General features: G+C 73.3%; 19 protein-coding genes and 1 pseudogene. 7 read left to right on the forward strand and 13 right to left on the reverse strand.

The window, feature by feature from the left end; genetic code table 11:
* The first annotated feature begins 184 nt into the window (after nt 1–184).
* Together ABZ321_RS48050 and ABZ321_RS48055 are read left to right on the forward strand one after the other, a co-directional pair.
* Nucleotides 185–793 (forward strand): hypothetical protein, encoded by a 609-nt coding sequence (locus tag ABZ321_RS48050; RefSeq protein ID WP_344502835.1) that lies wholly within the window; start codon nt 185–187, stop codon nt 791–793.
* 79 nt (nt 794–872) lie between these two features.
* Nucleotides 873–1,211 carry an STAS domain-containing protein gene (locus ABZ321_RS48055; protein WP_344503237.1) on the forward strand — a complete coding sequence of 113 codons (339 nt, stop codon included), beginning with the start codon at nt 873–875 and terminating at the stop codon, nt 1,209–1,211.
* A 57-nt stretch (nt 1,212–1,268) separates the two neighbouring features.
* Here ABZ321_RS48055 and ABZ321_RS48060 read toward each other — a convergent pair whose 3' ends face one another.
* The 3 genes from ABZ321_RS48060 to ABZ321_RS48070 all read right to left on the reverse strand — a co-directional run bounded on the left by ABZ321_RS48060 (nt 1,269) and on the right by ABZ321_RS48070 (nt 4,616).
* Nucleotides 1,269–1,838 carry a GtrA family protein gene (locus ABZ321_RS48060; protein ID WP_344502836.1) on the reverse strand — a complete coding sequence of 190 codons (570 nt, stop codon included), beginning with the start codon at nt 1,836–1,838 and terminating at the stop codon, nt 1,269–1,271.
* A gap of 68 nt (nt 1,839–1,906) precedes the next feature.
* Nucleotides 1,907–3,394, reverse strand: coding sequence for a tetratricopeptide repeat protein (locus ABZ321_RS48065; protein ID WP_354903090.1), 1,488 nt, complete (start codon nt 3,392–3,394; stop codon nt 1,907–1,909).
* A gap of 220 nt (nt 3,395–3,614) precedes the next feature.
* Nucleotides 3,615–4,616, reverse strand: a complete 1,002-nt coding sequence (locus tag ABZ321_RS48070; protein WP_354903091.1) for a glycosyltransferase family 4 protein — start codon at nt 4,614–4,616, stop codon at nt 3,615–3,617.
* 111 nt (nt 4,617–4,727) lie between these two features.
* On the opposite strand from ABZ321_RS48070, the gene ABZ321_RS48075 reads away from it, so the two are divergent.
* A complete protein-coding gene (locus tag ABZ321_RS48075) occupies nt 4,728–7,055 on the forward strand; it encodes a GGDEF domain-containing protein (protein ID WP_354903093.1) in 2,328 nt (775 codons plus the stop codon).
* 96 nt (nt 7,056–7,151) lie between these two features.
* On the opposite strand, the gene ABZ321_RS48080 is transcribed toward ABZ321_RS48075, so the two are convergent.
* Nucleotides 7,152–7,967 carry a hypothetical protein gene (locus ABZ321_RS48080; RefSeq protein WP_354903094.1) on the reverse strand — a complete coding sequence of 272 codons (816 nt, stop codon included), beginning with the start codon at nt 7,965–7,967 and terminating at the stop codon, nt 7,152–7,154.
* A 162-nt stretch (nt 7,968–8,129) separates the two neighbouring features.
* Between ABZ321_RS48080 and ABZ321_RS48085 the strand changes: the two are divergent.
* Nucleotides 8,130–8,351 (forward strand): annotated as a pseudogene (locus ABZ321_RS48085) (DUF2795 domain-containing protein); the annotation flags it as partial.
* Nucleotides 8,352–8,415: 64 nt separating this feature from the next.
* The gene (locus ABZ321_RS48090; RefSeq protein ID WP_354903095.1) at nt 8,416–11,361 is read left to right on the forward strand and encodes a BTAD domain-containing putative transcriptional regulator; all 2,946 of its coding nucleotides are present in this window, start codon (nt 8,416–8,418) and stop codon (nt 11,359–11,361) included.
* On the opposite strand, the gene ABZ321_RS48095 is transcribed toward ABZ321_RS48090, so the two are convergent.
* Complete coding sequence (locus tag ABZ321_RS48095) at nt 11,317–12,948, reverse strand: ATP-dependent DNA helicase RecQ (RefSeq protein ID WP_344502842.1); 1,632 nt, start codon at nt 12,946–12,948, stop codon at nt 11,317–11,319. The genes ABZ321_RS48090 and ABZ321_RS48095 overlap by 45 nt on opposite strands.
* 29 nt (nt 12,949–12,977) lie before the next feature.
* Here ABZ321_RS48095 and ABZ321_RS48100 point away from each other — a divergent pair, with 29 nt between their 5' ends.
* Entirely contained in the window at nt 12,978–14,063 is a 1,086-nt protein-coding gene (locus ABZ321_RS48100) for an S-(hydroxymethyl)mycothiol dehydrogenase (RefSeq protein ID WP_354903096.1), read from the forward strand.
* Nucleotides 14,064–14,180: 117 nt separating this feature from the next.
* A complete protein-coding gene (locus ABZ321_RS48105) occupies nt 14,181–14,789 on the forward strand; it encodes a PadR family transcriptional regulator (protein ID WP_354903097.1) in 609 nt (202 codons plus the stop codon).
* Between the two features lie 791 nt (nt 14,790–15,580).
* On the opposite strand, the gene ABZ321_RS48110 is transcribed toward ABZ321_RS48105, so the two are convergent.
* The 8 genes from ABZ321_RS48110 to ABZ321_RS48145 all read right to left on the reverse strand — a co-directional run bounded on the left by ABZ321_RS48110 (nt 15,581) and on the right by ABZ321_RS48145 (nt 21,928).
* Nucleotides 15,581–16,465 carry an EamA family transporter gene (locus tag ABZ321_RS48110; protein WP_344502845.1) on the reverse strand — a complete coding sequence of 295 codons (885 nt, stop codon included), beginning with the start codon at nt 16,463–16,465 and terminating at the stop codon, nt 15,581–15,583.
* Nucleotides 16,466–16,475: 10 nt separating this feature from the next.
* Nucleotides 16,476–17,312 (reverse strand): AraC family transcriptional regulator, encoded by an 837-nt coding sequence (locus ABZ321_RS48115; protein WP_344502846.1) that lies wholly within the window; start codon nt 17,310–17,312, stop codon nt 16,476–16,478.
* 52 nt (nt 17,313–17,364) lie between these two features.
* Nucleotides 17,365–18,108 (reverse strand): ATP-binding cassette domain-containing protein, encoded by a 744-nt coding sequence (locus tag ABZ321_RS48120; protein ID WP_344502847.1) that lies wholly within the window; start codon nt 18,106–18,108, stop codon nt 17,365–17,367.
* Nucleotides 18,105–18,869 (reverse strand): cobalt ECF transporter T component CbiQ, encoded by a 765-nt coding sequence (gene cbiQ / locus ABZ321_RS48125; protein ID WP_344502848.1) that lies wholly within the window; start codon nt 18,867–18,869, stop codon nt 18,105–18,107. The genes ABZ321_RS48120 and cbiQ overlap by 4 nt, the downstream gene beginning before the upstream one ends.
* 1 nt (nt 18,870) lies before the next feature.
* On the reverse strand, nt 18,871–19,230 hold the full coding sequence (locus ABZ321_RS48130; RefSeq protein WP_344502849.1) for a PDGLE domain-containing protein: 360 nt from the start codon (nt 19,228–19,230) through the stop codon (nt 18,871–18,873).
* A complete protein-coding gene (locus ABZ321_RS48135) occupies nt 19,227–19,928 on the reverse strand; it encodes an energy-coupling factor ABC transporter permease (protein ID WP_344502850.1) in 702 nt (233 codons plus the stop codon). The genes ABZ321_RS48130 and ABZ321_RS48135 overlap by 4 nt, the downstream gene beginning before the upstream one ends.
* A gap of 64 nt (nt 19,929–19,992) precedes the next feature.
* Nucleotides 19,993–20,649: a GGDEF domain-containing protein gene (locus tag ABZ321_RS48140; RefSeq protein ID WP_354903098.1), complete on the reverse strand. Its 657-nt coding sequence runs from the start codon at nt 20,647–20,649 to the stop codon at nt 19,993–19,995.
* A gap of 70 nt (nt 20,650–20,719) precedes the next feature.
* Entirely contained in the window at nt 20,720–21,928 is a 1,209-nt protein-coding gene (locus tag ABZ321_RS48145) for a cytochrome P450 (protein WP_344502852.1), read from the reverse strand.
* Nucleotides 21,929–21,943: the final 15 nt, after the last annotated feature.

A 21,943-nucleotide genomic window follows, 5' to 3' on the forward strand; every position in this document is an offset into this window, starting at 1 on the left:
TCCGGGAATTCATGAGGGCCCGGACGCCCGAGGCTCACCGCCACCGTCCGCGGCGCCGGGGCAGCGTCGGGGCGGCTTCCTGACGGCTTCCTGGCGGTCTGACAAATTGCGGCGCGCGATGCCCCCTGTTGATCGACGTCCCGGACTAGGGTGTGCTACCACCGACGCTCGGGAGGAGACTGCCGTGACCCTGGAGGCACAGGCACAGAAGCTCGTCGCCGGCCTGGTGCGGGTCGCCGTCATGGCGCCCACCGACACGCCCCCGCCCGAGCAGTCCCAGCTCCCCCCGCCGCACCGGCAGGTCCTGCTGCTGCTCGGCCGGCGGGACCGCGAGTTCCGCCTGTCCGACCTGGCCGCGGAGCTCGGCTCGTCGGTCGCGGCGACGATGGCGATCGTGTCTCCGCTCATCGCCGAGGGCCTGGTCGAGATGCGGCCGGCGCCGTCCTACGCCGCGCACGACATGCGGATCGCGGCGACCGACCGCGGCCTGGCGCTGACCCCCGCGCCGTCCAACTGGGCGGAGCACGCCCTCGGCAGCGTCGAGGACCTCGACGAGCACGCCCAGGCGCGGCTGCTGCGGATCGTCACGACCAGGATCACCGAGCTGCAGCGGGAGGGCCGCATCCCGGTGAGCCGGATGTGCCTGTCGTGCCGGTTCTTCGACGGCTACCGCCACCCCGGCACCGACGCGCCGCACCACTGCTGGTTCGTCGACGCCCCGTTCGGTTACCGAGAGCTACGACTGCACTGCCCTGACCACATTCCGGGCGGAAGCTCACCACGGTCCGGGTGAACGACCCCCCTCACGCGCTGCGCTCACCCCCGGGTGCTCATATGCTGTGCCTGATGAACGCGCGGGGTGAGTCATGTCAATGTCGGTGACCGTCAATGTGTTGATGGACGGGTCCACGGTGGTCTCCGTCCGGGGCGAGATCGACCACGGGACCGCGACGACACTCCGTCAGGACCTGGTGGCCGCCGCGACCCAGCGCCGGCCGAGCGTGCTGCGGGTCGACCTGGGGCTCGTCACGTTCCTCGACTCGGCCGCGGTCGGCGCGCTCGTGGGCGCGCAGCGCGAGGCGGGCGTCGAGGGCGTCCGCCTGGTCATCCACCGCGCCAGCCCGTTCGTGATCCGCCAGTTGAAGGTGGCCGGCGTCCACGAGCTCCTCGGCGCGCCGCCCGAAGCCGACCCGGACCAGATCACCTTCTGAGCCGGGCGAAGGGCCGGCGCGCCGCGGGCCGGGCCCCCGCCCGAGGCCGCCGGGGCGCTACGAGCCCGCGCTGTCCGCCTGGACCGGGGCGGGGGCGACCTGGGCCGGCACGGTGTGGTCCCAGCGGTCGGGGGCGGGGCGCACGTCGTCGTGCGGGAAGACCCAGGCCCGGTATGCCCACAGCCGGAACAGCATCGCGAGGGCCGTGCCGAGCACCATGCCGAAGCCGAAGTCGGAGATCTCCTCGACCAGGGCGCTGACCGCCGGCTCCTGCAGCCCGAAGATGTACCTCGCAACGAACAACGGCGCCGCGTTGACCGCGACGCCGATGCCGTTGATGACCAGGTAGAGCGCCATCTCATGATGGCGGCGCCGGCCGCCCCGGGTCCGGAAGGACCATTCGCGGTTCAGGAAGTACGACACCACCGACGCGACCACGTTCGCGATCGTGAGCGCGGTGACCGGCTTGTGCTCCAGCACGGTCAACCGGAGCCCGTAGTTGACCAGCAGCGTGACCACGTAGCAGAACCCGCCGACGATCACGAACTTGACCGTCTCACGGTGCCGCCGCATCCGCTGCGCCACGGGGCCGGGGAGCCAGTTGAGGGTCCGGTCAGTGAGCCGCATCGGCCGGACTATACCCGGCGAACCTTGCGACACGCCCGTTGTCTGGCTCCGGTTCCCACCCCCGTCCGTCACCGCTCACCCGTGCACACCGACGCCCCCGGCGTGACCGCGGCGGCAGCGTCCACCGGCCCCACGACCACGCAATACGCGACCATCGGATCGACGCCCTTCACCACGTACGACGTCGTGCCCGGCGGCACCTGCGCCAGCACCACCGCGGGCCCGCCGTCGCGTGAAAGCGCCACGACCGCCGTGCCCTCCAACCCCGTCCAAGTGACTGCGAGGGCCGTCCCGTCGTCCCGCAGCCGGAGGTCCCGCACCCTCGCCGGCCCGCCCTCTCCCTGCCCGGCCGCCGCCTCCTCCCCGGCCCGGGGAGCGGCCGTGCCGGTCGGTCCGGCCGGTGGCTTCGCGGTGGTCCGGTCCGGGGCGCCGCCCTGGCCCCACGGGATCGAGACCGCGGCGATGACCAGCGCGCCGGCCGCGACCGCGACCACCGCCTTCAACGGCACCACGACCCGCCGCTCCCCCGCGGCACGACCCCTGTCGCCGGGACCGGAAGCCTCGTGCGTCACGGCGGGTGCGTCCACGACCGCGGGAGGACGCACGACGCGCTCCAGCGCCACGACCTCGGGCACCACGGCCGGCTCCTGGACGCGCTGCTCCGCCGGGTCCGGCAGTGGGTCCGGCAGTGGCTCCGGCAGTGGCTCCGGATCATCGACGTCCTCCGCCGCGACGTCCACGGCGAAGGCCCGCGCATCAGCGGCCTCCGGGGCATCGCCGGCCACCGCCGCCTCCCGGAGCACGGGCGCGGGATGCAGCAGGGCGGCGGGCATCGGGGGCTCGACGGCGGCGAGCTCCCACTCCATCGCCTTCGTGAACGGATGGCGGTTGCCGAGCCGGGACCGCGCCGCCGCGTGCGCGACGGTGAACAGACGGCGCGACGCGGGGACGTTGCCGTCGTCGCGGTGCAGGGCGGCGAGCTCGGCGGCGATCCGGATGGTGTCCAGGTCGTCGGCGCCGTACTCCCGGCGGTGCACGGCGTAGGCGGCGTTGAGCATGGCGAGGGCGAGCGGGCGCTGGCCGCGGTCGCGCTGCAGGAGCGCGAGGTTGACGCGGGCGAGACGGATGACCCGGGCCGCCTCCGCGCCGGTGACGGGGTCGGTCTCGTCGACGCCGCTGTCCAGGACACGGTGGTAGAGCGCCTCGGCGGCGTCCCACTCGTCGTAGTCGTGCCGGACGGCGGCGAGCACCGCCCAGGCGTGCACCGTGGACACGTCCGACGGCCCGTACGCCTGCTCGGCCTGCGTGGCGACGGCGTCCGCGAGGTCGTAGGCGGCGGCGAGGTCACCGAGCTCGCGCAGCGCCTCGGCGAGCAGCCGGCGGGCGGTGAGCCGGTCGCCGTCCGGCAGCCCGGGCTCGTCCAGCAGGGCCCGCGCGGCCTCCTGGGCGCCGTGCAGGTCCCAGGTGGCGACGAGCTCCTCGACGGCGGCGAGACGGGCGCCGAAGCCCCGCTTCGGCAGCGGGACGGGACCCGCGGTGGTATCGACGCTACTCACAGCCTTCCCTCCGCCCGAGAGCCTAGAGGGAACGGTGACGCAACGCCAGCCTTCGATCACGATGCGCGTAGATGGCGTCGGCTCCGGCAGCCTGCCACGTCGCTGCCGGAGCCGAGCCGTCCCGCGTTACCGCGTCGTAAGCCCGCGGGCGCCGCACACTGTGAACGTTCGGCCGCGCGGCCGGAGCCTTAAGAAGAAACAGGGTGCGGGCCCTGAGAATTCAGCCGAGCAGCCGGCGGTACAGGCGCAGATAGTCCTCGACCATCCTGTCGGCGGAGAAACGGCTCACCGCGTGCCCGCGGACCTGGTGGCGGTCGAGCTTGAGCGCGTCGTCGAGCACCTCCACCGCCTCGGCGGCGGACCCCGCGAGGTATCCGGTGACCCCCTGGTCCACCACCTCCGGCATCGAACCGAGCGGATACGCCACGACGGGCGTGCCGCACATCATCGCCTCGACGACCGACAGGCCGAACGGCTCCGCGAAGCCGATCGGGTGCAGCAGCGCGGCGGCGGCGCCGAGGACGTCGGCGCGGTCGGTGGGGCCGATGTTGCCGAGGTACACGATCTGCTCGCCGTCGATCTGGGGCAGGACCTCCTCGGCGTGGTACCGCTCGTCGTGGACGGGGCCGGCGATGAGCAGCCGCCGGCCGGCCGTGCGGGCGATCCGGATCGCCTCGGCGGTGCCCTTGTCGGGGTGGATGCGGCCGAACGCGACGAGCGAGTCGCCCGGCGCGGCCCGGAACGGGAACTGCGCGACGTCGATGCCGTGGTAGATCGTGGCGGCGTAGTCGAGGCCGGGGCCGCGGTCGGCGTCGGAGATGGACACGAACGCCGAACGGGCCCGCTGGTACGCGGGGAGGATCGACGGCGAGCAGAAGCCGTGCACGGTCGTGACGAGCGGCGCCCGGCAGAACCCGCTCATCGCGAGGGGCAGCCAGTCCAGGTTGTTGTGCACGAGGTCGAACCCGGCGCTGCGTTCGAAACAGTGCGCCACGTGCAGCGCCTCCCAGATCCTCCCGTCGTAGGAGGTGTCCTCGTTGTACGGGCGCTCGACGACCCCGTCGAGTCGGGCGGCGGTGACCGAGTCGAGGCTGGCGAAGAGGGTGACGTCGACGCCGCGCGCGACGAGCCCCTCGGCGAGCAGGGAGACGACCTGTTCCCACGGCCCGTACGCGCGGGGCGGGGTCCGCCAGGCGATCGGTCCCAGCAGTGCGACCTTCATCCGCGCTCCCTACCCGTCATGTGGCACTCGAACCCGTCCATCTTCGCCCTGCTCAGTTACGCCACCCGGCTGCCGATAGGCAGGTCAGCCGAATCAGCGACAAGGAGACCGATGACCGCATGGCGCTGGTATGCGGGGCTGGGGCTCGGCGCGGTGGTCGTCGGCGCGTTCCTGCCGGTCATCCCGCGCCAGGCGCTGTACTCGCTGGTCGGCGCCTCGACCGTGGTCGCGGTGGTCGTCGGGGTGCGGCGCCACCGTCCGGCGCACCCGCGCGCGTGGTGGCTGTTCACCGCCGGCCTGGCCTGCTCGGTGCTGGGCGCGGTGGCGTGGGCGGTCGACTACACGCTGACCGGTGAGGTCGGCTTCCCGTCGGCGAAGGACGCGCTGTTCCTCGCCGCGTACCCGTTCCTCGGCGGCGGCCTGGTCAGCTGGGTGCGCCGCGACCCGCGCCGGCCGCGCTGGGAGCGGCTCATCGACTCCGGCATCGTCGCGTCCGGGGTGGCGGCGCTGAGCTGGACGTTCATCGTGCATCCGGTGCTGGCCGGCGCGCACTTCGACGTCCCGCACCGGATCAGTCATGTGCTGTACGCGGGGATCGACCTCCTGCTGGTCGTGGCGACGACCCGGATGGCCTTCACCAGCAGCGTGCGCAACGCCGCCCACCGGCTCGTGTGCGTGGCGGCGGCGACGCTCATCACCGGCGACATCGTGTACTACGTCGCGATCGCCTGGACCGGCGACCCGAAGGGCGACCGTATCTCCGCGGCGCTGTACCTGTGCGCGTACGCGCTGATGGGCACCGGCGCGCTGCACCCGTCGATGGCGCAGGCCGCGGGCCGCCCGGAGCGGCCGCAGCAGGTGATCCCGCGGCGGCGGATCTACCTGTACTCCGTGCTGTCGCTGATCGGTCCGGTCACCGCGATCACGATGCTGCTGGTCGCGTCGCCGCTGCCGTCGCGGTCGTGGGCGGTCGTGCCCCTCGCCACGTCGATCGTCACGTCGGTGCTGCTCATCGCCCGGTTGAGCCAGCTCGTCCAGTTCGCGCACCGGCGGGTGGAGGAGCTCGACGCGCACGCGCTCGCCCTCGGCGCGGCGCTGCGCGAGCAGGAGGCGCTGCGGCAGCAGCTGACGCACCGGGCGCTGCACGACGCGCTCACCGGCCTCGGCAACCGCGCGCTGCTGCAGGAGCGCCTCGAGCACGCCCTGACCCGCACGAACGCGGCCCACGGCCTGCTGCTGCTGGACCTGGACGGCTTCAAGGACGTCAACGACTCGTTCGGCCACCCGGTCGGCGACGCGCTGCTGATGGAGGTCGCGGCGCGGCTGCTCGGCGAGGTCGACACCGCCGACACCCTGGTCCGGCTCGGCGGCGACGAGTTCGCCATCCTCCTGGAGGACGTGCCGGTGCTGCGGGTGAACGCGGTCGGTCAGGCGATCGTCGACGCCCTCGCCCAGCCGTACGGCATCGGCGGCCGGGAGCTGAACGTCACCACCAGCGTGGGGACCCTGCTGGTGCGCGCCCCGACGACACCCGCGGAGGCGCTGCAGCTCGCGGACCTCGCCCTGTACGCGGCGAAGGCGGCGGGCAAGAACCGGCTCGCCGCCTACGAGCCGCGGCTGGCCAGCGAACGGCACGAGCACATGCGCCTGTCGGCGGAGCTGCGGCGGGCCGTGGCGAACGACGAGTTCACGGTCAACTACCAGCCGGTGGTGGACCTGTCGACCGGCCGGGTCACCGCGGTCGAGGCGCTGCTGCGCTGGAGCCCCGACGGGCGGCCGGTGCCGCCGATGGAGTTCATCCCCATCGCCGAGCAGTACGGCCTGATCGTCCCGATCGGTGCATGGGTGTTGCGGCAGGCGTGCCGCGACGTCCGCTCCTGGCACGACAGGTTCGGCATCTCCGTCACCGTCAACGTGTCCGGCCGCCAGCTGCGCGAGCCGGACTTCGCGCGGACGGTCCTCTCGGCGCTGCGGGAGGCGGACCTGCCCGGCGGCGCGCTGATCCTGGAGATCACCGAGACGGTGCTGGTCGCGTCGTCGACGGAGAGCGACGACGTGACGGCGCTGCTGTCGGCGCTGCGCGAGGAGGGCGTGCGGGTCGCCGTCGACGACTTCGGCACCGGGTACTCGTCGCTGGCCTACCTGCGCCACCTGCCGGTCGACATCCTGAAGATCGACCGCGCGTTCACGCCGGAGGGTGGGATGGCGGAGGAGATGGCGTTCACGCGGGCGATCGTCGAGCTGGGCAACAGCCTGCGCCTGTCGGCGATCGCCGAGGCGGTCGAGACGCCGGAGCAGGCGGCCCGGCTGCGCGAGCTGGACTGCCCGCAGGCCCAGGGTTACCACTTCTCCCGGCCGCTGCCGGCCGACGCCCTCGACGAGGTCCTCACCGCGGGCGACGGCGTCCTGCACGGCGCCTCCGCCCCCGCCACGACCTGAGCCCGGCGTCCGCACGGGGCTTGCGGGCCGCCGGGACGGAAGGAGGACCCGGGGTGGGCCCGGGTCCTCCTCAGGTGTGACTGGCGGTCCGCCGGTTCACCAGTCCTTGATCCAGGTGACCTTGGTGTCGAGCCACTCGTTGAGGCGGGCGACCTGGTCGACGTCGGTGTCGAGCCAGCTGACCTGCCCGGTGATGGCGAGGATCGCGAAGACGACGGCGGTGCCGCTGAACAGCACGCCGAGGGTGCCGAGGCCGCGGCCGGCGACGTGGCGGCGGGCGCCGGCGATGATGCCGCCGAAGGACAGCAGCAGGCCGAGGGCGCCGAGCGGCAGCGCCCACACGGCGAGCAGGCCGGTGAGGGCGGCCGCGACCGCGACGACGCCGGTGATGAGGCCGAGCGTCGACAGCATGCTCGCGCGGGCCGGGCGGCCCGGCTCGGCGACGACCTCCGGGTCGGTGACGATCTCGCGGTCCGTGACGGGCTCGCGGTCGATGACCGGCTTCATGGTCGTCGTGTGCGACTCGCGGCGGTCGGCGATGCCGTCCCGGTCGGTGTCGGTGTCACCGGGGAGCGGGCCGACGGCGGGGATGCGGTGGGTGCGGTCCGAGGTCCGCAGCCGCTTCGACTCGACGCGGTCGTCGATGCCGTCATGGTCCAGGTCGACGGTGGGGCCGGCCTTCGGGTCGAGCGTGCGGTCGGCGACCCCGTCGTGGTCGCGGTCGGCCTTGCCGTACAGGGTGCCGCCCTCGACGCGGTCGTCCACCCCGTCATGGTCGCGGTCGACCTTAGGGTCGACCTTGCGGTCGGCGGTGTCGCCGGCCTTCTGGTCGAGGGTGCGGTCGTCGACCCCGTCGTGGTCCCGGTCGACCTGGGCGTTGCGCCCGCCGAACAGCTGCCCGATGCGTGCCACGCGTGTTCACCTCCTGTGGAGCGCCCGGCCGCAGGCCCGGGGGGTGGGAGTGCGGCGGATCGGGCGGATGTCGATGCCGTACCCAGCGGCGTCTCACCTCAATCGGGTGTCGTTCGTTTGGTGGGGGTATGCCCGGGTATCGCCGGAGACATGGAGCCTGAACTCACCCATGACGAGATCGAAGCCCGCAGCCGGCTCGGCCGTTTCATCCCGATGGCGAGCCTGCCCGGCGACCGCGACGACCTCCTCGCCGGCGCCACGGACCTCAACGCGCCCGACGACGTCCTCAGCGCGCTGGAGCGGCTGCCGGAGGACGAGATGTTCGAGACGGTGAGCGAGATCTGGGCCGCGCTCGGCCATCGCAACGAGGACGCCCACCACTGACGGAGATCCAGCGGGCCGGGATACCGGTGTACGACCTTGCCGCGACGCACTACCGTCACGCTGCGTGGAGTGTTCCGTGCTGGGTCCGGTCGAGGTGGTGGCCGGCGGAAGGCCCGTCGACCTGGGCGGCTCCCGCCAGCAACTGATCGTGGCTGGGCTGCTGTTCCACTCCGGCCGGGTGGTCGCCGTGCAGGACCTGGTGGAGCTGGTGTGGGACGACGACCCGCCGGTGACCGCCCGCAACCAGCTGCAGACCGTGGTGTACCGCATCCGCCGCCTCCTCGGCGCCGACGGCGAGGCCCTGCGGACCGACCCGGCCGGCTACCGGATCACGCTGCCGGAGGACCGGCTCGACCTGTCCCGCTTCCGCGCGGCACTGCGCCGGGCCCGCACCGAACCGGACCCGGAGGTCGCCGCGCGGCTGTACCGCACCGCCCTCGACGAGTGGCGCGGCACCCCGTTCGCCGGGCTGCCCGGCTCGGTGATCGCCCGGTGGCGCAGCTCGCTCATCGAGCTGCGCTGGGCCGCGACCGAGGAGTGGGCGGAGACCCTGCTGGTCCTGCGCCGGCCCCGCGAGGTGGTCGAGCACGCGGCGCCGCTCGTCGCCGGCAATCCGCTGCGCGAGCGCCTCGCCGGTGCCGTCATGGCCGCCCTGCACCGCGACGGCCGCCAGGCCGAGGCGCTGCACCTCTACCGGCGCACCGTCGAGGCCCTGCGCGACGAGCTCGGCGTCGACCCCGGCCCGCGGCTGCGCGACCTGCACATGGAGGTGCTCCGCGGCACCGCGGAGACGTCGCCGCAGGGATCGGGGCCCAGCGCCCTGCCCCGGACGGTCGCCCGGCTGCGGGGGCGGGAGGAGGAGACCGCGCGGCTGCTGAGGGCGGCCCACGGCCCGCACCGCCTGATCGTCGTCGACGGGATGGCCGGCGTCGGGAAGTCCGCGTTCGCGGTGGCCGCCGCCGAGGCACTGCGGCCCGGGTATCCGGCCGCTCAGCTCTTCGTCGACCTTCAGGGGCACAGCGAGGGCGGCCCGGTGTCGCCGGTCGACGCCCTCGGCCTGCTCCTCGCCCAGCTCGGCGAGGCACCGCAGCGCATCCCCGGCGACCTGCCGGGCCGGCAGGGGCTATGGCGGCGGGCCCTCGCCGGCCGCGGGTCCGTCGTGGTGCTGGACAACGCCGCCGGCGCCGAACAGGTGCGGCCGCTGCTACCCCAGGCCGACGCGCCGTGCGTGGTGCTCGTGACCAGCCGGACCAGGATCGGGCCGGTCGACGACGCGTTCCTGCTGAAGCTGGAGCCCCTTCCTGTCGGTGCCGCGGTGGCGGTGCTGCGGGACGCGGTGGGTGAGCGGGTGGACGCCGAGCCGGAAGCGGCGGTCATGGTGGTCGAGCTGTGCGGGCGGCTGCCGTTGGCGGTGCGGCTGATCGCGCACCGGTTGCAGCACCGGCCGCGGTGGAGTCTGGCGGCGATGGTGGAGCGGTTACGGGCCGCGGATCCGCCACCGATCGCGGTGTCGGCGGAGGGCCACAGCGTGGCGGCGGCGTTTGACGTGTCGTATCGGCAGTTGAGCGGGGCCGAGCAGCGGTGCTTCCGGCTGCTCGGGCTGCATCCGGCGGGTGAGTTCGAGGCGTGGCCGGCGGCCGCGCTGGCCGACGTGCCGGTCGGGCAGGCCCGGGAGCTGCTGGACCGGCTGGTGGAGGTGCACCTGCTGGAGGAGGACCAGCCCGGCCGGTACCGGCTGCACGACCTGCTGCGCGAGTTCGCCGCCACCCTGGTGATCGAGGAGGAACGGGCGGCCGCGACCACCCGGCTGCTCGACTACTACCTGCACACGGTCGCCGCCGTGAACCGTCCCCTGGAGCTGATCCAGGCGATCGCACCGGACGTGCGGCCGGACGCGTTCCAGCGGTCCTTCTCCGACGAGCACGAGCGCCTGCTCTGGTTGCGGGCGACGTGGCCCGCCGTCGTCGCCCTCGCCGATGAGGCGCACCGCACCGGCGCGCACCGGCACGCGGTCATGCTGCACCGGGTGCTGTGGCGGTTCGCCAACAACGAGGGGCGGGCCGAGATCGCCGAACGGCTCGGCCTGCAGGCCATCGCGTCCGCGTCCGCGCTCGGCGACGACGGGCTGATCGCGCTCGCCAGCAACTGGCACGCCGGCACGACGATGCGGCTGGGGCGCAGCACGGAGAGCATCAGGCACCTGGAGCGAGCCGCGGCGCACTACGCCACGGCCGGCATGCCGCAGGAGGTCAGCCGGGTCCAGGTCAACCTCGGCATCGTGTGCCGCGCCGCCGGATGGCTCGCCGAAGGCATGGAGCACCTGCGCACGTTCCGCGAGCTGAACAAGGAGCACGCCAGCACGCCGTTGGCCCTCTTCGAGACCGGCGCGACCGAGCTCCTGCTGGGGCGGCCCGCCCAGGCCCGCGTGACGTTGCGCGACGCGGCGCTGCACATGCACCGCATCGGCGCGACCATGCAGCTCGCCAACCTGTGCAACGAGTTCGCCGGGGCGCACCTCGCGCTCGGCCACCCACGGCTGGCGCTGCTGCTGTTCACCCGCGGCCATCGGATGAACCGGGAGGCCGGCAGCAGGGCCGGCGTCGTCGAGGCGCTGTGCGGGATGGGCCGCACGCACGCGGTGCTCGGCGACCCCGGCGCGGCACTGCGCTGCCATCACGAGGCATCCGAGCAGGTCCGCGACCTGGCGCCGTTCTTCGAGGCCAGCGCCCGCAACGACCTCGGCACCACGCTGACCCTGCTCGGGCGGACCGGCGACGCGATCGCCGCGCACGAGCTGGCGCTGCGCCTCGCCGAGCTGACCGAACGACGCTACGAGCGGGCCCGCGCGCACGCCGGGATCGCCGACGCGCTGCGGCGCGAGGAGCGGGACGACACGGCCGAGCGGGCCGCGGCGCGGGCGTTGTTCGAGACGTGCGGCCTGGACGCCGCGGCGGTGGCGCGGGCCTCAGAGCCGGCGCAGCAGCTTGTGCTCCTCAACGACCGGCACTGACAGCGTCTTGTAGCCGACCTCGTCGAACAGGACCGTCATGTGCTCACCGGCGTACGACATGACGACGCCCTTGCCCCACTCGCCGTGGCGGACCTCGCTGTGGACCGGGAACGGCACGTCGGCCGTGGCGGCGAGCCCGGCCTGCGCGCTGCCGTCGTGGCAGTTGTCGCAGTGGCCGCAGGTGCCCTCGAGGTGCTCACCGAAGTACGCCAGCAGCGTCCGGCCGCGGCAAAGCTCCGTCTCGGCGAAGGTGCGCATCATGTCCAGGCGCGACCGCGACAGCGTCTGCTGCCGCTCGGCCTGCTCCTCCGCGAGCTCCGCCGCCTTCGCGGGGGTCGGCGCCCACCGGGGTGCCTTGACCTTGCTGCCGTGCAGGAGCTGCGCGCCGCCGACCTCCTCCAGGAGGCTCAGCAACTGCCCGAGCTTGCGCGCGCCGAGGCCGGTGCGCTCCTCCAGCTCGTCGCGGGTGATCGCCTCGGGCGCGACGGAGCGCAGCAGCGCCGCGAGGGAGCTGACCTCCTCACGGTCGACGGAGACGTTCGTGAAGAACTTCCGCAGCCCGGTGTCCTCGGTTCGGTGCAGCAGCAGCACCTGCGCCGGCTTCCCGTCGCGCCCGGCCCGGCCGATCTCCTGCAGGTAGGAGTCGGGCGAGTCCGGCAGCGCGATGTGGTTGACCCAGCGGATGTTGGGCTTGTCGATGCCCATGCCGAACGCGGTCGTCGCGACCATGATCTCGACCTCGTCGGCGAGGAACGCCTCGTGCGCGCGCTCGCGGTCGCCGGCGCTCATGCCGCCGTGGTACGCGACGGCCGGCATGCCCTCCTCGACGAGCCGCTCGGCGAGCTCCTCGGTGGCGCGGCGGGTCGGCGCGTAGATGATCCCGGGCGGCGTGGACTCCTTCAGCCGGGTGAGCAGCCGCCGGTAGCGGGTCTGCTCGTCGGGGCAGTGCACCGACTCCAGGAACAGGTTGGGCCGGTCGAGGCCGGTCACGACGATCTCCGGGTCGCGCATCCCGAGCCGCTCGACGATGTCCTCACGGACCGGCGGCGAGGCGGTCGCGGTGAGCGCGACGATCGGCGGGCGGCCCAGCTCGCGGATGAACTGCCCGAGCTGCAGGTAGTCGGGGCGGAAGTCGTGGCCCCACGCGGAGACGCAGTGCGCCTCGTCGACGGCGACGAGGCTCGGCTTCAGCGCCTTGATCTGGGCGACACGGGCCGGGTCGGCGAACTGCTCCGGGGTCAGGAACACGAACTCGGCGTCGCCGGCGCGCAGCGCCTCCAGGGCCTCCTCGCGCTCGGCCTTGCCCTCGGCCGAGGACAGCCGCACGGCCTGCAGCGACGCCTGGTTGCGGGCGGTCAGCGACGCGATCTGGTCCTGCTGCAGCGCCAGCAGCGGCGAGATGACGATCGTCGGGCCGGGCAGCAGCGGCGCCGGCACCTGGTAGATGGCGGACTTCCCGGCGCCGGTCGGCAGCACCGCCAGGGCGTCGCGTCCCTCCATCAGGGCCTGCATGGCCTGCACCTGCTCGTCTCGCAGCCGGTCCCAGCCGAAGTGTTCCTTCGCGATGCGCCGCAGGTCGTCCGTCATCTCTGGATTCCTCTGGTAGGACGGGAGGTATGCCTATCGAAACACAGGGCGTCGTCGCCCTCGGCAAGGGACGGCCCGTCAGCCTCGAGACCGTCATCGTCCCCGACCCAGGCCCCGGCGAGGCGGTGGTGGAGGTGCAGGCGTGCGGGGTCTGCCACACCGACCTGCACTACCGCGAGGGCGGCATCGGCGACGACTTCCCCTACCTGCTCGGCCATGAGGCCGCCGGGATCGTCTCCGCCGTCGGCCCGGACGTCACCGATGTCGCGCCCGGCGACTTCGTCGTGCTCAACTGGCGGGCCGTCTGCGGGCAGTGCCGGGCGTGCCTGCGCGGGCGTCCCTGGTACTGCTTCAACACCCACAACGCGAAGCAGAAGATGACCCTCGCCGACGGCACCCCGCTGTCGCCGGCCCTCGGGATCGGCGCGTTCCTCAAGTACACCCTGGTCGCCGCCGGTCAGTGCACGAAGGTCGACCCCCGCGCGTCGGCGAGCGTCGCCGGGCTGCTCGGCTGCGGCGTGATGGCCGGCATCGGCGCCGCGATCAACACCGGCAACGTGGGCCGCGGCGACTCGGTCGCGGTGTTCGGCTGCGGCGGCGTCGGCGACGCGGCGATCGCCGGCGCGGTCCTCGCCGGCGCGCGCACGATCATCGGCATCGACGTGGACGTGCGCAAGCTCGCCTGGGCGCAGGAGTTCGGGGCGACGCACGTCATCAACTCGCGCGAGACCGACCCGGTCGAGGCGGTGCGGGCGCTGACCGGCGGGTTCGGCGCGGACGTCGTCATCGAGGCGGTGGGGTCGCCGCAGGTGTACGAGCAGGCCTTCAACGCCCGCGACCTGGCCGGCACGGTGGTGCTCGTCGGCGTGCCGCGGCCCGACATGCAGCTGACCCTGCCGTTCCTGGAGGTCTTCGGCCGGGGCGGCGCGCTGAAGTCCAGCTGGTACGGCGACTGCCTGCCGTCGCGGGACTTCCCGATGCTCGTCGACCTGTACCTGCAGGGACGGCTCCCCCTCGACAAGTTCGTCAGCGCCACCGGCGGCCTGTCGGACGTGGAGGCGGCGTTCCACGAGATGGAGGCGGGCACGGTCTTGCGGACGGTGATCGTGCTGTAACGCTCTTTTCGGGATGTATCGGTCGCGCCCTTGTTGCCGATAGGTTCCCGATATATCGTCGAACTATCAACGACAGTCGACAACAGGTCGGCGACCGTTCGACGATTGGAAACGATCATGCGATCACGACACGGAGCAATGCTCTTCGACGCGGGTGCCTGGCACCGTGGCTTCGGCGGCTTCATCCCGCCCTTCCCTCCCGGTGGCCCGGGCGGCCCGGGCGGGCGCGGCTGGGGCCACGGGCACGGCCGGGGCGCTGGACGCGGCGGCTGGGGCGGCAAGGGCACGGGCCGGGGCGGCCGCCCCAACGTGCGCCTCGCCGTCCTGGCGCTGCTGCACGAGCGCCCCATGCACGGCTACGAGATGATCCAGGAGCTGGAGAGCCGCACCGGCGGCATCTGGCGGCCGAGCCCCGGCTCGATCTACCCGACGCTCCAGCTGCTCGAGGACGAGGGCCTCATCACGGCCGAGGAGCAGGGCGGCCGCAAGCGCTTCGTCCTGACCGACACCGGCCGCCCCGAGGCCGAGGCCGCCGCACAGAACGCGCCGTGGCAGGAGTACGGCGACGAGAACGTCTCCCAGGCACAGGAGTTCCGCGACGCCGCGATCGGCATCATGGACGCCCTGCGGCAGGTCGGCTTCAACGGCACCGCCGAGCAGCGCACCCAGGCCCTCGAGGTCCTGACCGAGACGCGCCGCAAGCTGTACGCCATCCTCGCCGACTGATGCCGGCGCGCCGGACGACCCACCAGCGATCCACCCGCCCGACCAGGCGGGTGGATCGCCGCATCTCCACCCAGGACCGCCGCGCCGTCTCCGCCCGGGGACGCCACATCTCCGCCCGGGACCGCCATCTCTGAGCCGGGGATCGCCGCATCTCGTCTCAGCGCGGGTTCGCCGCGCCCCGGCCGGGGGTCGCCACGCCTCTGCCCGGACGGCAGGACCGCCACATCTTCGCCCGGGGCCGCCGCATCTCGGCCCGGAACCGCCACGCCTCGGCACGGGATCGCCATCTCTGAGCCGGGGATCGCCGCATCCCGTCTCAGCGCGGGTTCGCCGGGACCCGGCCGGGGGTAGCCACGCCTCTGCCCGGACGGCGGGACCGCCACGTCTTCGCCCTGGATGGCCACGTCTCGGACCGGGCGGCAGCGGAAGCCTCCTGGGTCTGCGCGGCAGGCGACACGAGGCGGCTGCGCGGCAGGCAGGTGACACAAGGCCGCATCGAGCCCGCAGGAGCTGACGGCGACCACGTCATCCCCTGGACTCGCGAGGGCCGTGCGTCATCCATCCCCTGGGCTCGCGGGGGCGCACGTCATCCCTGAAGCCTGCGGGAGTCGGCGGTGGGCGTGGCATCTCTTGCGGTGGATCAGGTGAGCAGCTCGGGTGCTGCCGGGCCGTTCACAAGCACGATACCCCCGCCGGAGAAATCGATCTTCCGCCGGAACAGTCGACCCGCGGCGGCGTAACCCTCCGTAGTCTACGCTGCCCCGCGCGCCCGGCACGGTGGCCGGGCGGGGTCAGACGGCGGCCGGTTCGCGCTTCTCGGCAGGTTCTTCGGAGATCTTTTTGCGGGTGGCGAGAAACGAGCCGGCGAGAATCAGCACGAAGGCGCCGACGGTCAGTGGGGTGATCTTCTCGTGCAGGACGGCGGCGCCGAGGATGACGGCGACGGCGGGGTTGACGAAGGTGATGACCGTGGCGCGGACGCCGCCGACCTCGGCGACGAGGGCGAAGAACAGCACGAACGCGAGCGCGGTGCACACGACGGCCAGGGTGACGGCGGCGAGGGCGGGGCGGAGGGTCACCGTGCGGGCCAGGGACGGCAGGCCGGGGGCGACGAACGGGGCGAAGAGCAGCGCGCCGGCGGCCAGGGACACGGCGGACACGCCGTAGCGGGGCACGTCGGAGAGCCAGCGTTCGATGATCAGCGGGCCGGACGCGTAGCAGATCACGACGCCGAGGAGCTCCAGGAGCGGGACGGGGCCGCCGGTGGTGCCGTGGAAGCCGACCAGCAGGCCGACGCCGGCGAGGCCGGTGACCAGGCCCGCGATGCGGGTGCCGGAGAGGCGTTCGCGGGCGATGAGGGCGGCGGCCAGGGGTACACCGGCGATGACCAGACCGGTGAAGGCGCTGTCGACCTCCTGTTCGGCGTGGGACAGCAGCAGCCAGGGGATGCCGACCTCGACGACGGTGTAGGCGAGCAGCGGCAGCCACGGGCGCAGCGAGGCCCGGACCTCCTTGCGGTACAGGGCGATCGGCAGCAGCAGGAGCGCGCCGAGGGCGGTGCGGACGAAGACCAGCTCGGCGGGGCCGATGTCGCGGACCGCGACCTTGATCAGCAGGTACGGGACGCCCCACACGACGGACATGGCGATGAAGAGCAACCAGCCACGACGACTCATGCCGACAGCATCACGCGACGGTGCGCACGGGGTCTTGAACGGAGTTGCGGAACGCGGCCGGGGTGACGCCCGTCACGCGCTTGAACCACCGGGTGAGGTGGGCCTGGTCGGCGAAGCCGACGGCGCCGGCGACCTCGGCGGGGGTGTGGCCGGCGGCGAGGAGGTGGCGGGCGCGGCAGACGCGTTCGAGGACGAGCCAGGCGTGCGGCGGGAAGCCGGTCGCGGCGCGGAAGACGCGCAGCATGTGGAACGGGGACAGTTCGACGCCGTCGGCGAGCTCGCGGAGGTTGGGGGCGCTGCGGAGGTCCGCCATGAGCCGGTCGCGGATCTCGGTGACCTTCCGTCCCGCCGCGGCGTCCTGGGCGGGCAGGGCCGGCATGCCGGAGGGGGCGTGCGAGCCGTGCCGGCGGACCACCGAGGCGAGCGCCCAGGTGAGCTTCGAGTGGGCGGCGAAGGTGTCGGTACCGGAGGTCAGCGCCTCGTGGGCCGAGCGGATCAGGTGCACGGTGTGCGGGTCGTGGACCACCGCGTCGGCGAAGTGTGCCGGCGCCGCGAAGCCCTCGAAGAGCAGGTCGGCGGGCGGGTAGAAGACGCGGTAGGCCCAGCCGGAAGGGTCGGCGGCCTGGCCGTCGTGCGGCTCGCCGGGCTCCAGGATCGCCAGGCTGCCGACGCCCGCCCGGTGCAACGCGCCCCGGTAGTGGAACTGTTCGGCGCCGCAGACCACGACGCCGATGGCGAAGGTCGAGTGGCTGTGCCGGGTGAACGCGTGCCGCCGGTAGTCGGCGGTGAGCAGATCGACCTGAAACCGGCCGTCGTCGACCCGGGTCCAGCGAGCCGAGTCGGTCATGCAACCACCGAAAAAGCCGAGAAAGCCGAAAAAGCCGAGAAAGGCGGGGAGGTCATGCGGTCACCGTATAGCCGAACGGCAGCTCCAACCGGTGCCGTTCGAGCAGGTCCGCGTCGGCGAGCAGCTCCCGGGTCGGGCCGTCGGCGGCGATCCGGCCGTCGTCGAGGATGACGGAGCGTGGGCAGAGCTCCAGGGCGTACGGCAGGTCGTGGGTCACCATCAGCAGCGTGACCGGCAGCGACCGGAGGATGGCGGCGAGCTCCCGGCGCGACGCGGGGTCGAGGTTGGACGACGGCTCGTCGAGCACGAGGATCTCCGGCCGCATCGCGAGGACGGTGGCGACGGCGACCCGGCGGCGCTGCCCGAAGGACAGGTGGTGCGGGGCGCGGTCGCGGGCGAAGGCCATCCCGACCGCGTCGAGGGCCTCGTCGACGCGCGCGGCCAGCTCGGCGCCGCGTAGGCCGAGGTTGGCCGGGCCGAAGGCGACGTCCTCGGCGACGGTCGGCATGAAGAGCTGGTCGTCGGGGTCCTGGAAGACGATCCCGACGCGGCGGCGGACCTCCTTCAGCCCGGCCCGGTCGCGCGGCTCGACGGCCAGGCCGCCGACCTCGACGCCGCCGGCGGTCGCCGTGTGGATGCCGTTGAGGTGCAGCACGAACGTGGTCTTGCCGGCGCCGTTGGGGCCCAGCAGGGCGACCCGCTCCCCCTGCGGGACGGTGAGGTCGACGCCGCGCAGCGCCACGTGCCCGTCGGGGTATGCGAAGTGCAGGCCGGTCACCCGCAGGGATGGCGTCACCCGAGCAACGCTACCGTCGCGATCGCGCCGGCGACGACGGGCACCGTGGCGGCCGCCGCCCACTGCCGGGCGGTCGCGCCGCCGCCGGCGAGCGCCAGTGGGATGCGCCCCTCGTAGCCACGGGAGATCATCGCCAGGTAGACGCGTTCGCCGCGCTCGAAGGCGCGCAGGAACAGCGCGCCGATGCCGGTGGCGAAGCCCTTGATCTGCCACAGGAAGCGCGGGTCGTAGCCGCGGGAGCGCTGCGCGACCCGCATCCGGCGGCCCTCGCCGGCCAGGACGTCGAGGTAGCGCAGCATGAACGTGGCGATGACGGTGATCATCGCCGGGCAGCGCAGCCGGTCGAGGCCGAGCAGCAGGTCGCGTGGGGTGGTGGTGCCGGCGAGCAGCAGCGACGAGAGCACGCCGAGGGTGCCCTTGGCGATGATGTTCCACATGCCGTAGACCCCGTCGACGGACAGGCTCATGCCGAGCCAGTGCACCCGCTCGCCGTGGCCGAGGAACGGCAGCGCGAACGCGAACAGGATGAACGGCAGCTCGATGAGGGAGCGCAGGGCGAGCCAGCGCAGGCCGATCCGGGCGGTGAGCGCGACGGCCACGATGACGGCGAGGTAGCCGCCGAACGCCCACAGCGCCTCGCGCGGCGTGGCGACGACGGCGACGGTGAACAGGACGCTGGCGGCGATCTTCACCTCGGGCGCCAGGTCGTGTACTGGCGAGCGCCGGTCCACGAACAGCGCGTGGCTGTGCCCAGCCCCCATGTCAGCCCGCCTGATGCGAGGAGCGCGAGGAACGACCGGCGCGCAGCAGCCAGAAGACGCCGCCGCCGATCGCGAACGTGGCGACGACCCCGATCACCCCGGACAGGCCGGTGGAGAGGAAGTCGTTGCCGATGCCGCGCAGCCCGTACCCGGCGAGGGGGCTGTCCTTGGTGGCGTTGTCCGTCTCCGACTGCGCCATGCAGGTGCCGCCGGTGATGTGGTCGTCGGCGTCGAAGGTGCAGCCCTCCCGGGCGACGGAGTCGAGGCCGTCGGGGTGGCCGGAGGCGTAGTTGCTGACCACGCCGGCGAGCAGCAGCGCGGCGATCAGGCCGCTGAGGATGAACCAGGTCGACTTCCTCATACCGTCACCGCCTCGCTGACGACGGGGCGCCGGCGGTTGCGGACCGCGTAGACGAGGTCGGGGCGGACCTTCGCCACGTAGGTGACGGTGAGCGCGGTGATGACGCCCTCGCCGAGCCCGATCAGCAGGTGCGTGCCGGCCATGGCGGCGGCGATCGCGCCGAGGGACTTCCCGATGTCGGTGGCGCCGCCGAGGGCGTACTGGAGGACGAAGCCCTGCGCGGCGACCGTCACCGACACGACGCAGGCGATCACGGCGGTCGCGGTCAGTGTCCAGGTGCGCCGGGGCAGCACCCGCAGCAGCGTGGCGACGACCAGGTAGCCGGCGGCGGTGCCGAGCAGCGCCATGTTGGTGATGTTGAGCCCGAGGGCGGTGACGCCGCCGTCGCTGAAGATCAGTGCCTGCACGACGAGGACGATCGTGACGCAGATCGCGCCGAGGTAGGGCCCGACGAGGATCGCGGCGAGGGTGCCGCCGAGCAGGTGGCCGCTGACCCCGGGCAGCACCTGGAAGTTGAGCATCTGCACGGCGAAGATGAACGCCGCGACCAGGCCCGCCATGGGCACGAGCCGGTCGTCGAGCTCGCGCCGGCCCTGGATGAAGCACAGGGCGAGCCCGGCGAGGGCGACACCGGCGAACAGCACCGCGATCTGGTTGTCGATGATCCCGTTGGAGATGTGCATGGCTACCGCAGGCATGCCATGCAGCCTATTGCCGATGCCACGTTGTTGCCAAGAGTTTGCAACAAGGCACGCGCGAACCTCAGGCGAGGATCCTGGTGTTCCTGGTCGTCGGGGTGGCGTCCACCAGGTGAACGCGGTTCCGGCCGTTGTGTTTCGCGTGGTAGAGGGCCTCGTCGGCGCGCCCGACGACCTCGTCCGCGGCCTCCACGCCGTCCCACCGGACCAGCCCGGCGGAGAACGACTGGCCGTGCGGGGTGACCTCGCGCAGCCGGTCCAGGATCCGTGCCGCCTCCGGCGGGGCGGCGCCGACGAGGAGCACGCCGAACTCCTCGCCGCCGTAGCGGGCCAGGGTGTCGCCGGGGCGCAGCAGCGACCGCCACGCGGCCGACGCCTCCTTCAGCAGCCGGTCGCCGGCCTGGTGGCCGAAGGTGTCGTTGAAGCGCTTGAAGTGGTCGAGGTCCAGCAGCGCCACGCAGACGTCGGCGCCGCTGCGGCGGGCCTTCGTCATCTCCCGCTGCAGCTCCAGGTCCCAGGCGCGGCGGTTGGGCACCCCGGTCAGGCCGTCGTTGTGCGCCGGATGCCGGCCAGGATCGCCAGCGTGCAGGACGCGGACAGGGCCGGGTAGAGCAGGCCGCGCTCGATGCCACCGGCCGGCAGCAGGTAGTACGCGACGATGACGAGCGCCCCCGCACACGGTCCAGAGCTGCCAGGGTGCGGGGCGTCCGATCGTTGCCATGCCCACCTGGTTCGTCAGGCGGCGGGTGTACGTGAAGCGCCGGCGGGTGCAGGTGCGGCGCCGACAGGTGTTACCAGGTCACCGGTAGCGTCTCGACGCTGCGCACGATCATGCCCTGCTTGAAGCGCAGCTCCTCGTCGGGCACGGCCACCCGGACCGCGGGCATCCGCGTGAACAGTCCGCGCAGCGCCTCCTGCAGCTCCATGCGGGCCAGCTGCGCGCCGAGGCAGTGGTGCACGCCCGCGCCGAACGACAGGTGCGACAGCTCCGCGCGGGTCACGTCGAGGCCGTCGGGCTCGTCGTACACCTCGGGATCCCGGTTCGCGACGGCGAGCGCGGGCAGCACGACCGCTCCCTTCGGGATCGTCACGCCGCCGAGCTCGACGTCCTCGGTGGCGACGCGGGGCAGCGAGGTGGCGGCGTCGCCGAGCTGGACGAAGCGCATCAGCTCCTCCACCGCGCCCGGGATCAGCGACGGGTCGGCGCGCAGCCGGGCGTCCTGCTCGGGGTGGTGCCGCAGGGTCAGCAGGATCATCGTGATCTGGTTGGCGGTCGTCTCGTGCCCGCCGATGAGGATGCCGAGGCTGAGCCGGACCAGCTCCTCCTCGGAGAGCTTGTCCTGCTCGTCGCGGGCCGCGATCAGCGCCGTCATCAGGTCGTCCTGCGGGCTGGCCCGCTTGAGCGCGATCAGGCCGGCGAAGTACTCCCCCATCGCCCGCAGCGCGGCGCCCATGACCCGCGGGTCGGAGCCGGGCCCGCCGAGCAGCGTGTCGGACCAGCCGTGGAACTTCGCCCGGTCGCCGGCGGGCACGCCGAGCATCTCGCAGATCACCCGGACCGGCAGCGCGAGGGAGAAGTGCTCGACCAGGTCGGCGGGCTGCGGCAGCTCCAGCATGGCGTCGATGAGCTCGTCGACGATCCCGGCGGCGCCGGGCCGCAGCTGCTCGACCCGGCGGGCGGTGAACGCGCGGGCGACGAGCTTGCGCAGCCGGGTGTGCTCCGGCGGGTCCATGCCGGCGATCGAGCCGGTGGCGAGCGCGCCGAGCCCGAAGTCGGCGGCGGCGGTGGTGGAGGCCGCCGCCTGGGCGCGGCTGAACCGCGGGTCGACGAGGACGGTGCGCACGTCGGCGTAGCGGGTCACCACGTAGGCGACCCCGCCGTCGGGGGTGTCGATCCGCGCCACGCCGCCGAGGTCCTCGTCGCGCTGGACCTCGGACAGGGCCGGCAGCGGCGCGTACAGCGTGGGCGCGTCGGGCAGCGGGAAGGGCAGTGTCGTCATGGCAGCTCCCTGCTC

The organism is Dactylosporangium sp. NPDC006015 (assembly GCF_040614215.1).
In the GTDB taxonomy this organism is placed as follows: domain Bacteria; phylum Actinomycetota; class Actinomycetes; order Mycobacteriales; family Micromonosporaceae; genus Dactylosporangium; species Dactylosporangium maewongense.

What these genes read in the sequence shown, in the direction of transcription:
- ABZ321_RS48060 (WP_344502836.1), bottom strand. Translation starts at nt 1,838, where the DNA reads ATGCGGCTCACTGACCGGACCCTCAACTGGCTCCCCGGCCCCGTGGCG.
- ABZ321_RS48055 (WP_344503237.1), top strand. Translation starts at nt 873, where the DNA reads ATGTCGGTGACCGTCAATGTGTTGATGGACGGGTCCACGGTGGTCTCC.
- ABZ321_RS48105 (WP_354903097.1), top strand. Translation starts at nt 14,181, where the DNA reads ATGCGATCACGACACGGAGCAATGCTCTTCGACGCGGGTGCCTGGCAC.
- ABZ321_RS48095 (WP_344502842.1), bottom strand. Translation starts at nt 12,948, where the DNA reads ATGACGGACGACCTGCGGCGCATCGCGAAGGAACACTTCGGCTGGGAC.
- ABZ321_RS48100 (WP_354903096.1), top strand. Translation starts at nt 12,978, where the DNA reads ATGCCTATCGAAACACAGGGCGTCGTCGCCCTCGGCAAGGGACGGCCC.
- ABZ321_RS48115 (WP_344502846.1), bottom strand. Translation starts at nt 17,312, where the DNA reads ATGACCGACTCGGCTCGCTGGACCCGGGTCGACGACGGCCGGTTTCAG.
- ABZ321_RS48130 (WP_344502849.1), bottom strand. Translation starts at nt 19,230, where the DNA reads ATGAGGAAGTCGACCTGGTTCATCCTCAGCGGCCTGATCGCCGCGCTG.
- ABZ321_RS48145 (WP_344502852.1), bottom strand. Translation starts at nt 21,928, where the DNA reads ATGACGACACTGCCCTTCCCGCTGCCCGACGCGCCCACGCTGTACGCG.
- ABZ321_RS48110 (WP_344502845.1), bottom strand. Translation starts at nt 16,465, where the DNA reads ATGAGTCGTCGTGGCTGGTTGCTCTTCATCGCCATGTCCGTCGTGTGG.
- cbiQ (WP_344502848.1), bottom strand. Translation starts at nt 18,869, where the DNA reads ATGGGGGCTGGGCACAGCCACGCGCTGTTCGTGGACCGGCGCTCGCCA.
- ABZ321_RS48140 (WP_354903098.1), bottom strand. Translation starts at nt 20,649, where the DNA reads ATGGCAACGATCGGACGCCCCGCACCCTGGCAGCTCTGGACCGTGTGC.
- ABZ321_RS48070 (WP_354903091.1), bottom strand. Translation starts at nt 4,616, where the DNA reads ATGAAGGTCGCACTGCTGGGACCGATCGCCTGGCGGACCCCGCCCCGC.
- ABZ321_RS48135 (WP_344502850.1), bottom strand. Translation starts at nt 19,928, where the DNA reads ATGCCTGCGGTAGCCATGCACATCTCCAACGGGATCATCGACAACCAG.
- ABZ321_RS48075 (WP_354903093.1), top strand. Translation starts at nt 4,728, where the DNA reads ATGACCGCATGGCGCTGGTATGCGGGGCTGGGGCTCGGCGCGGTGGTC.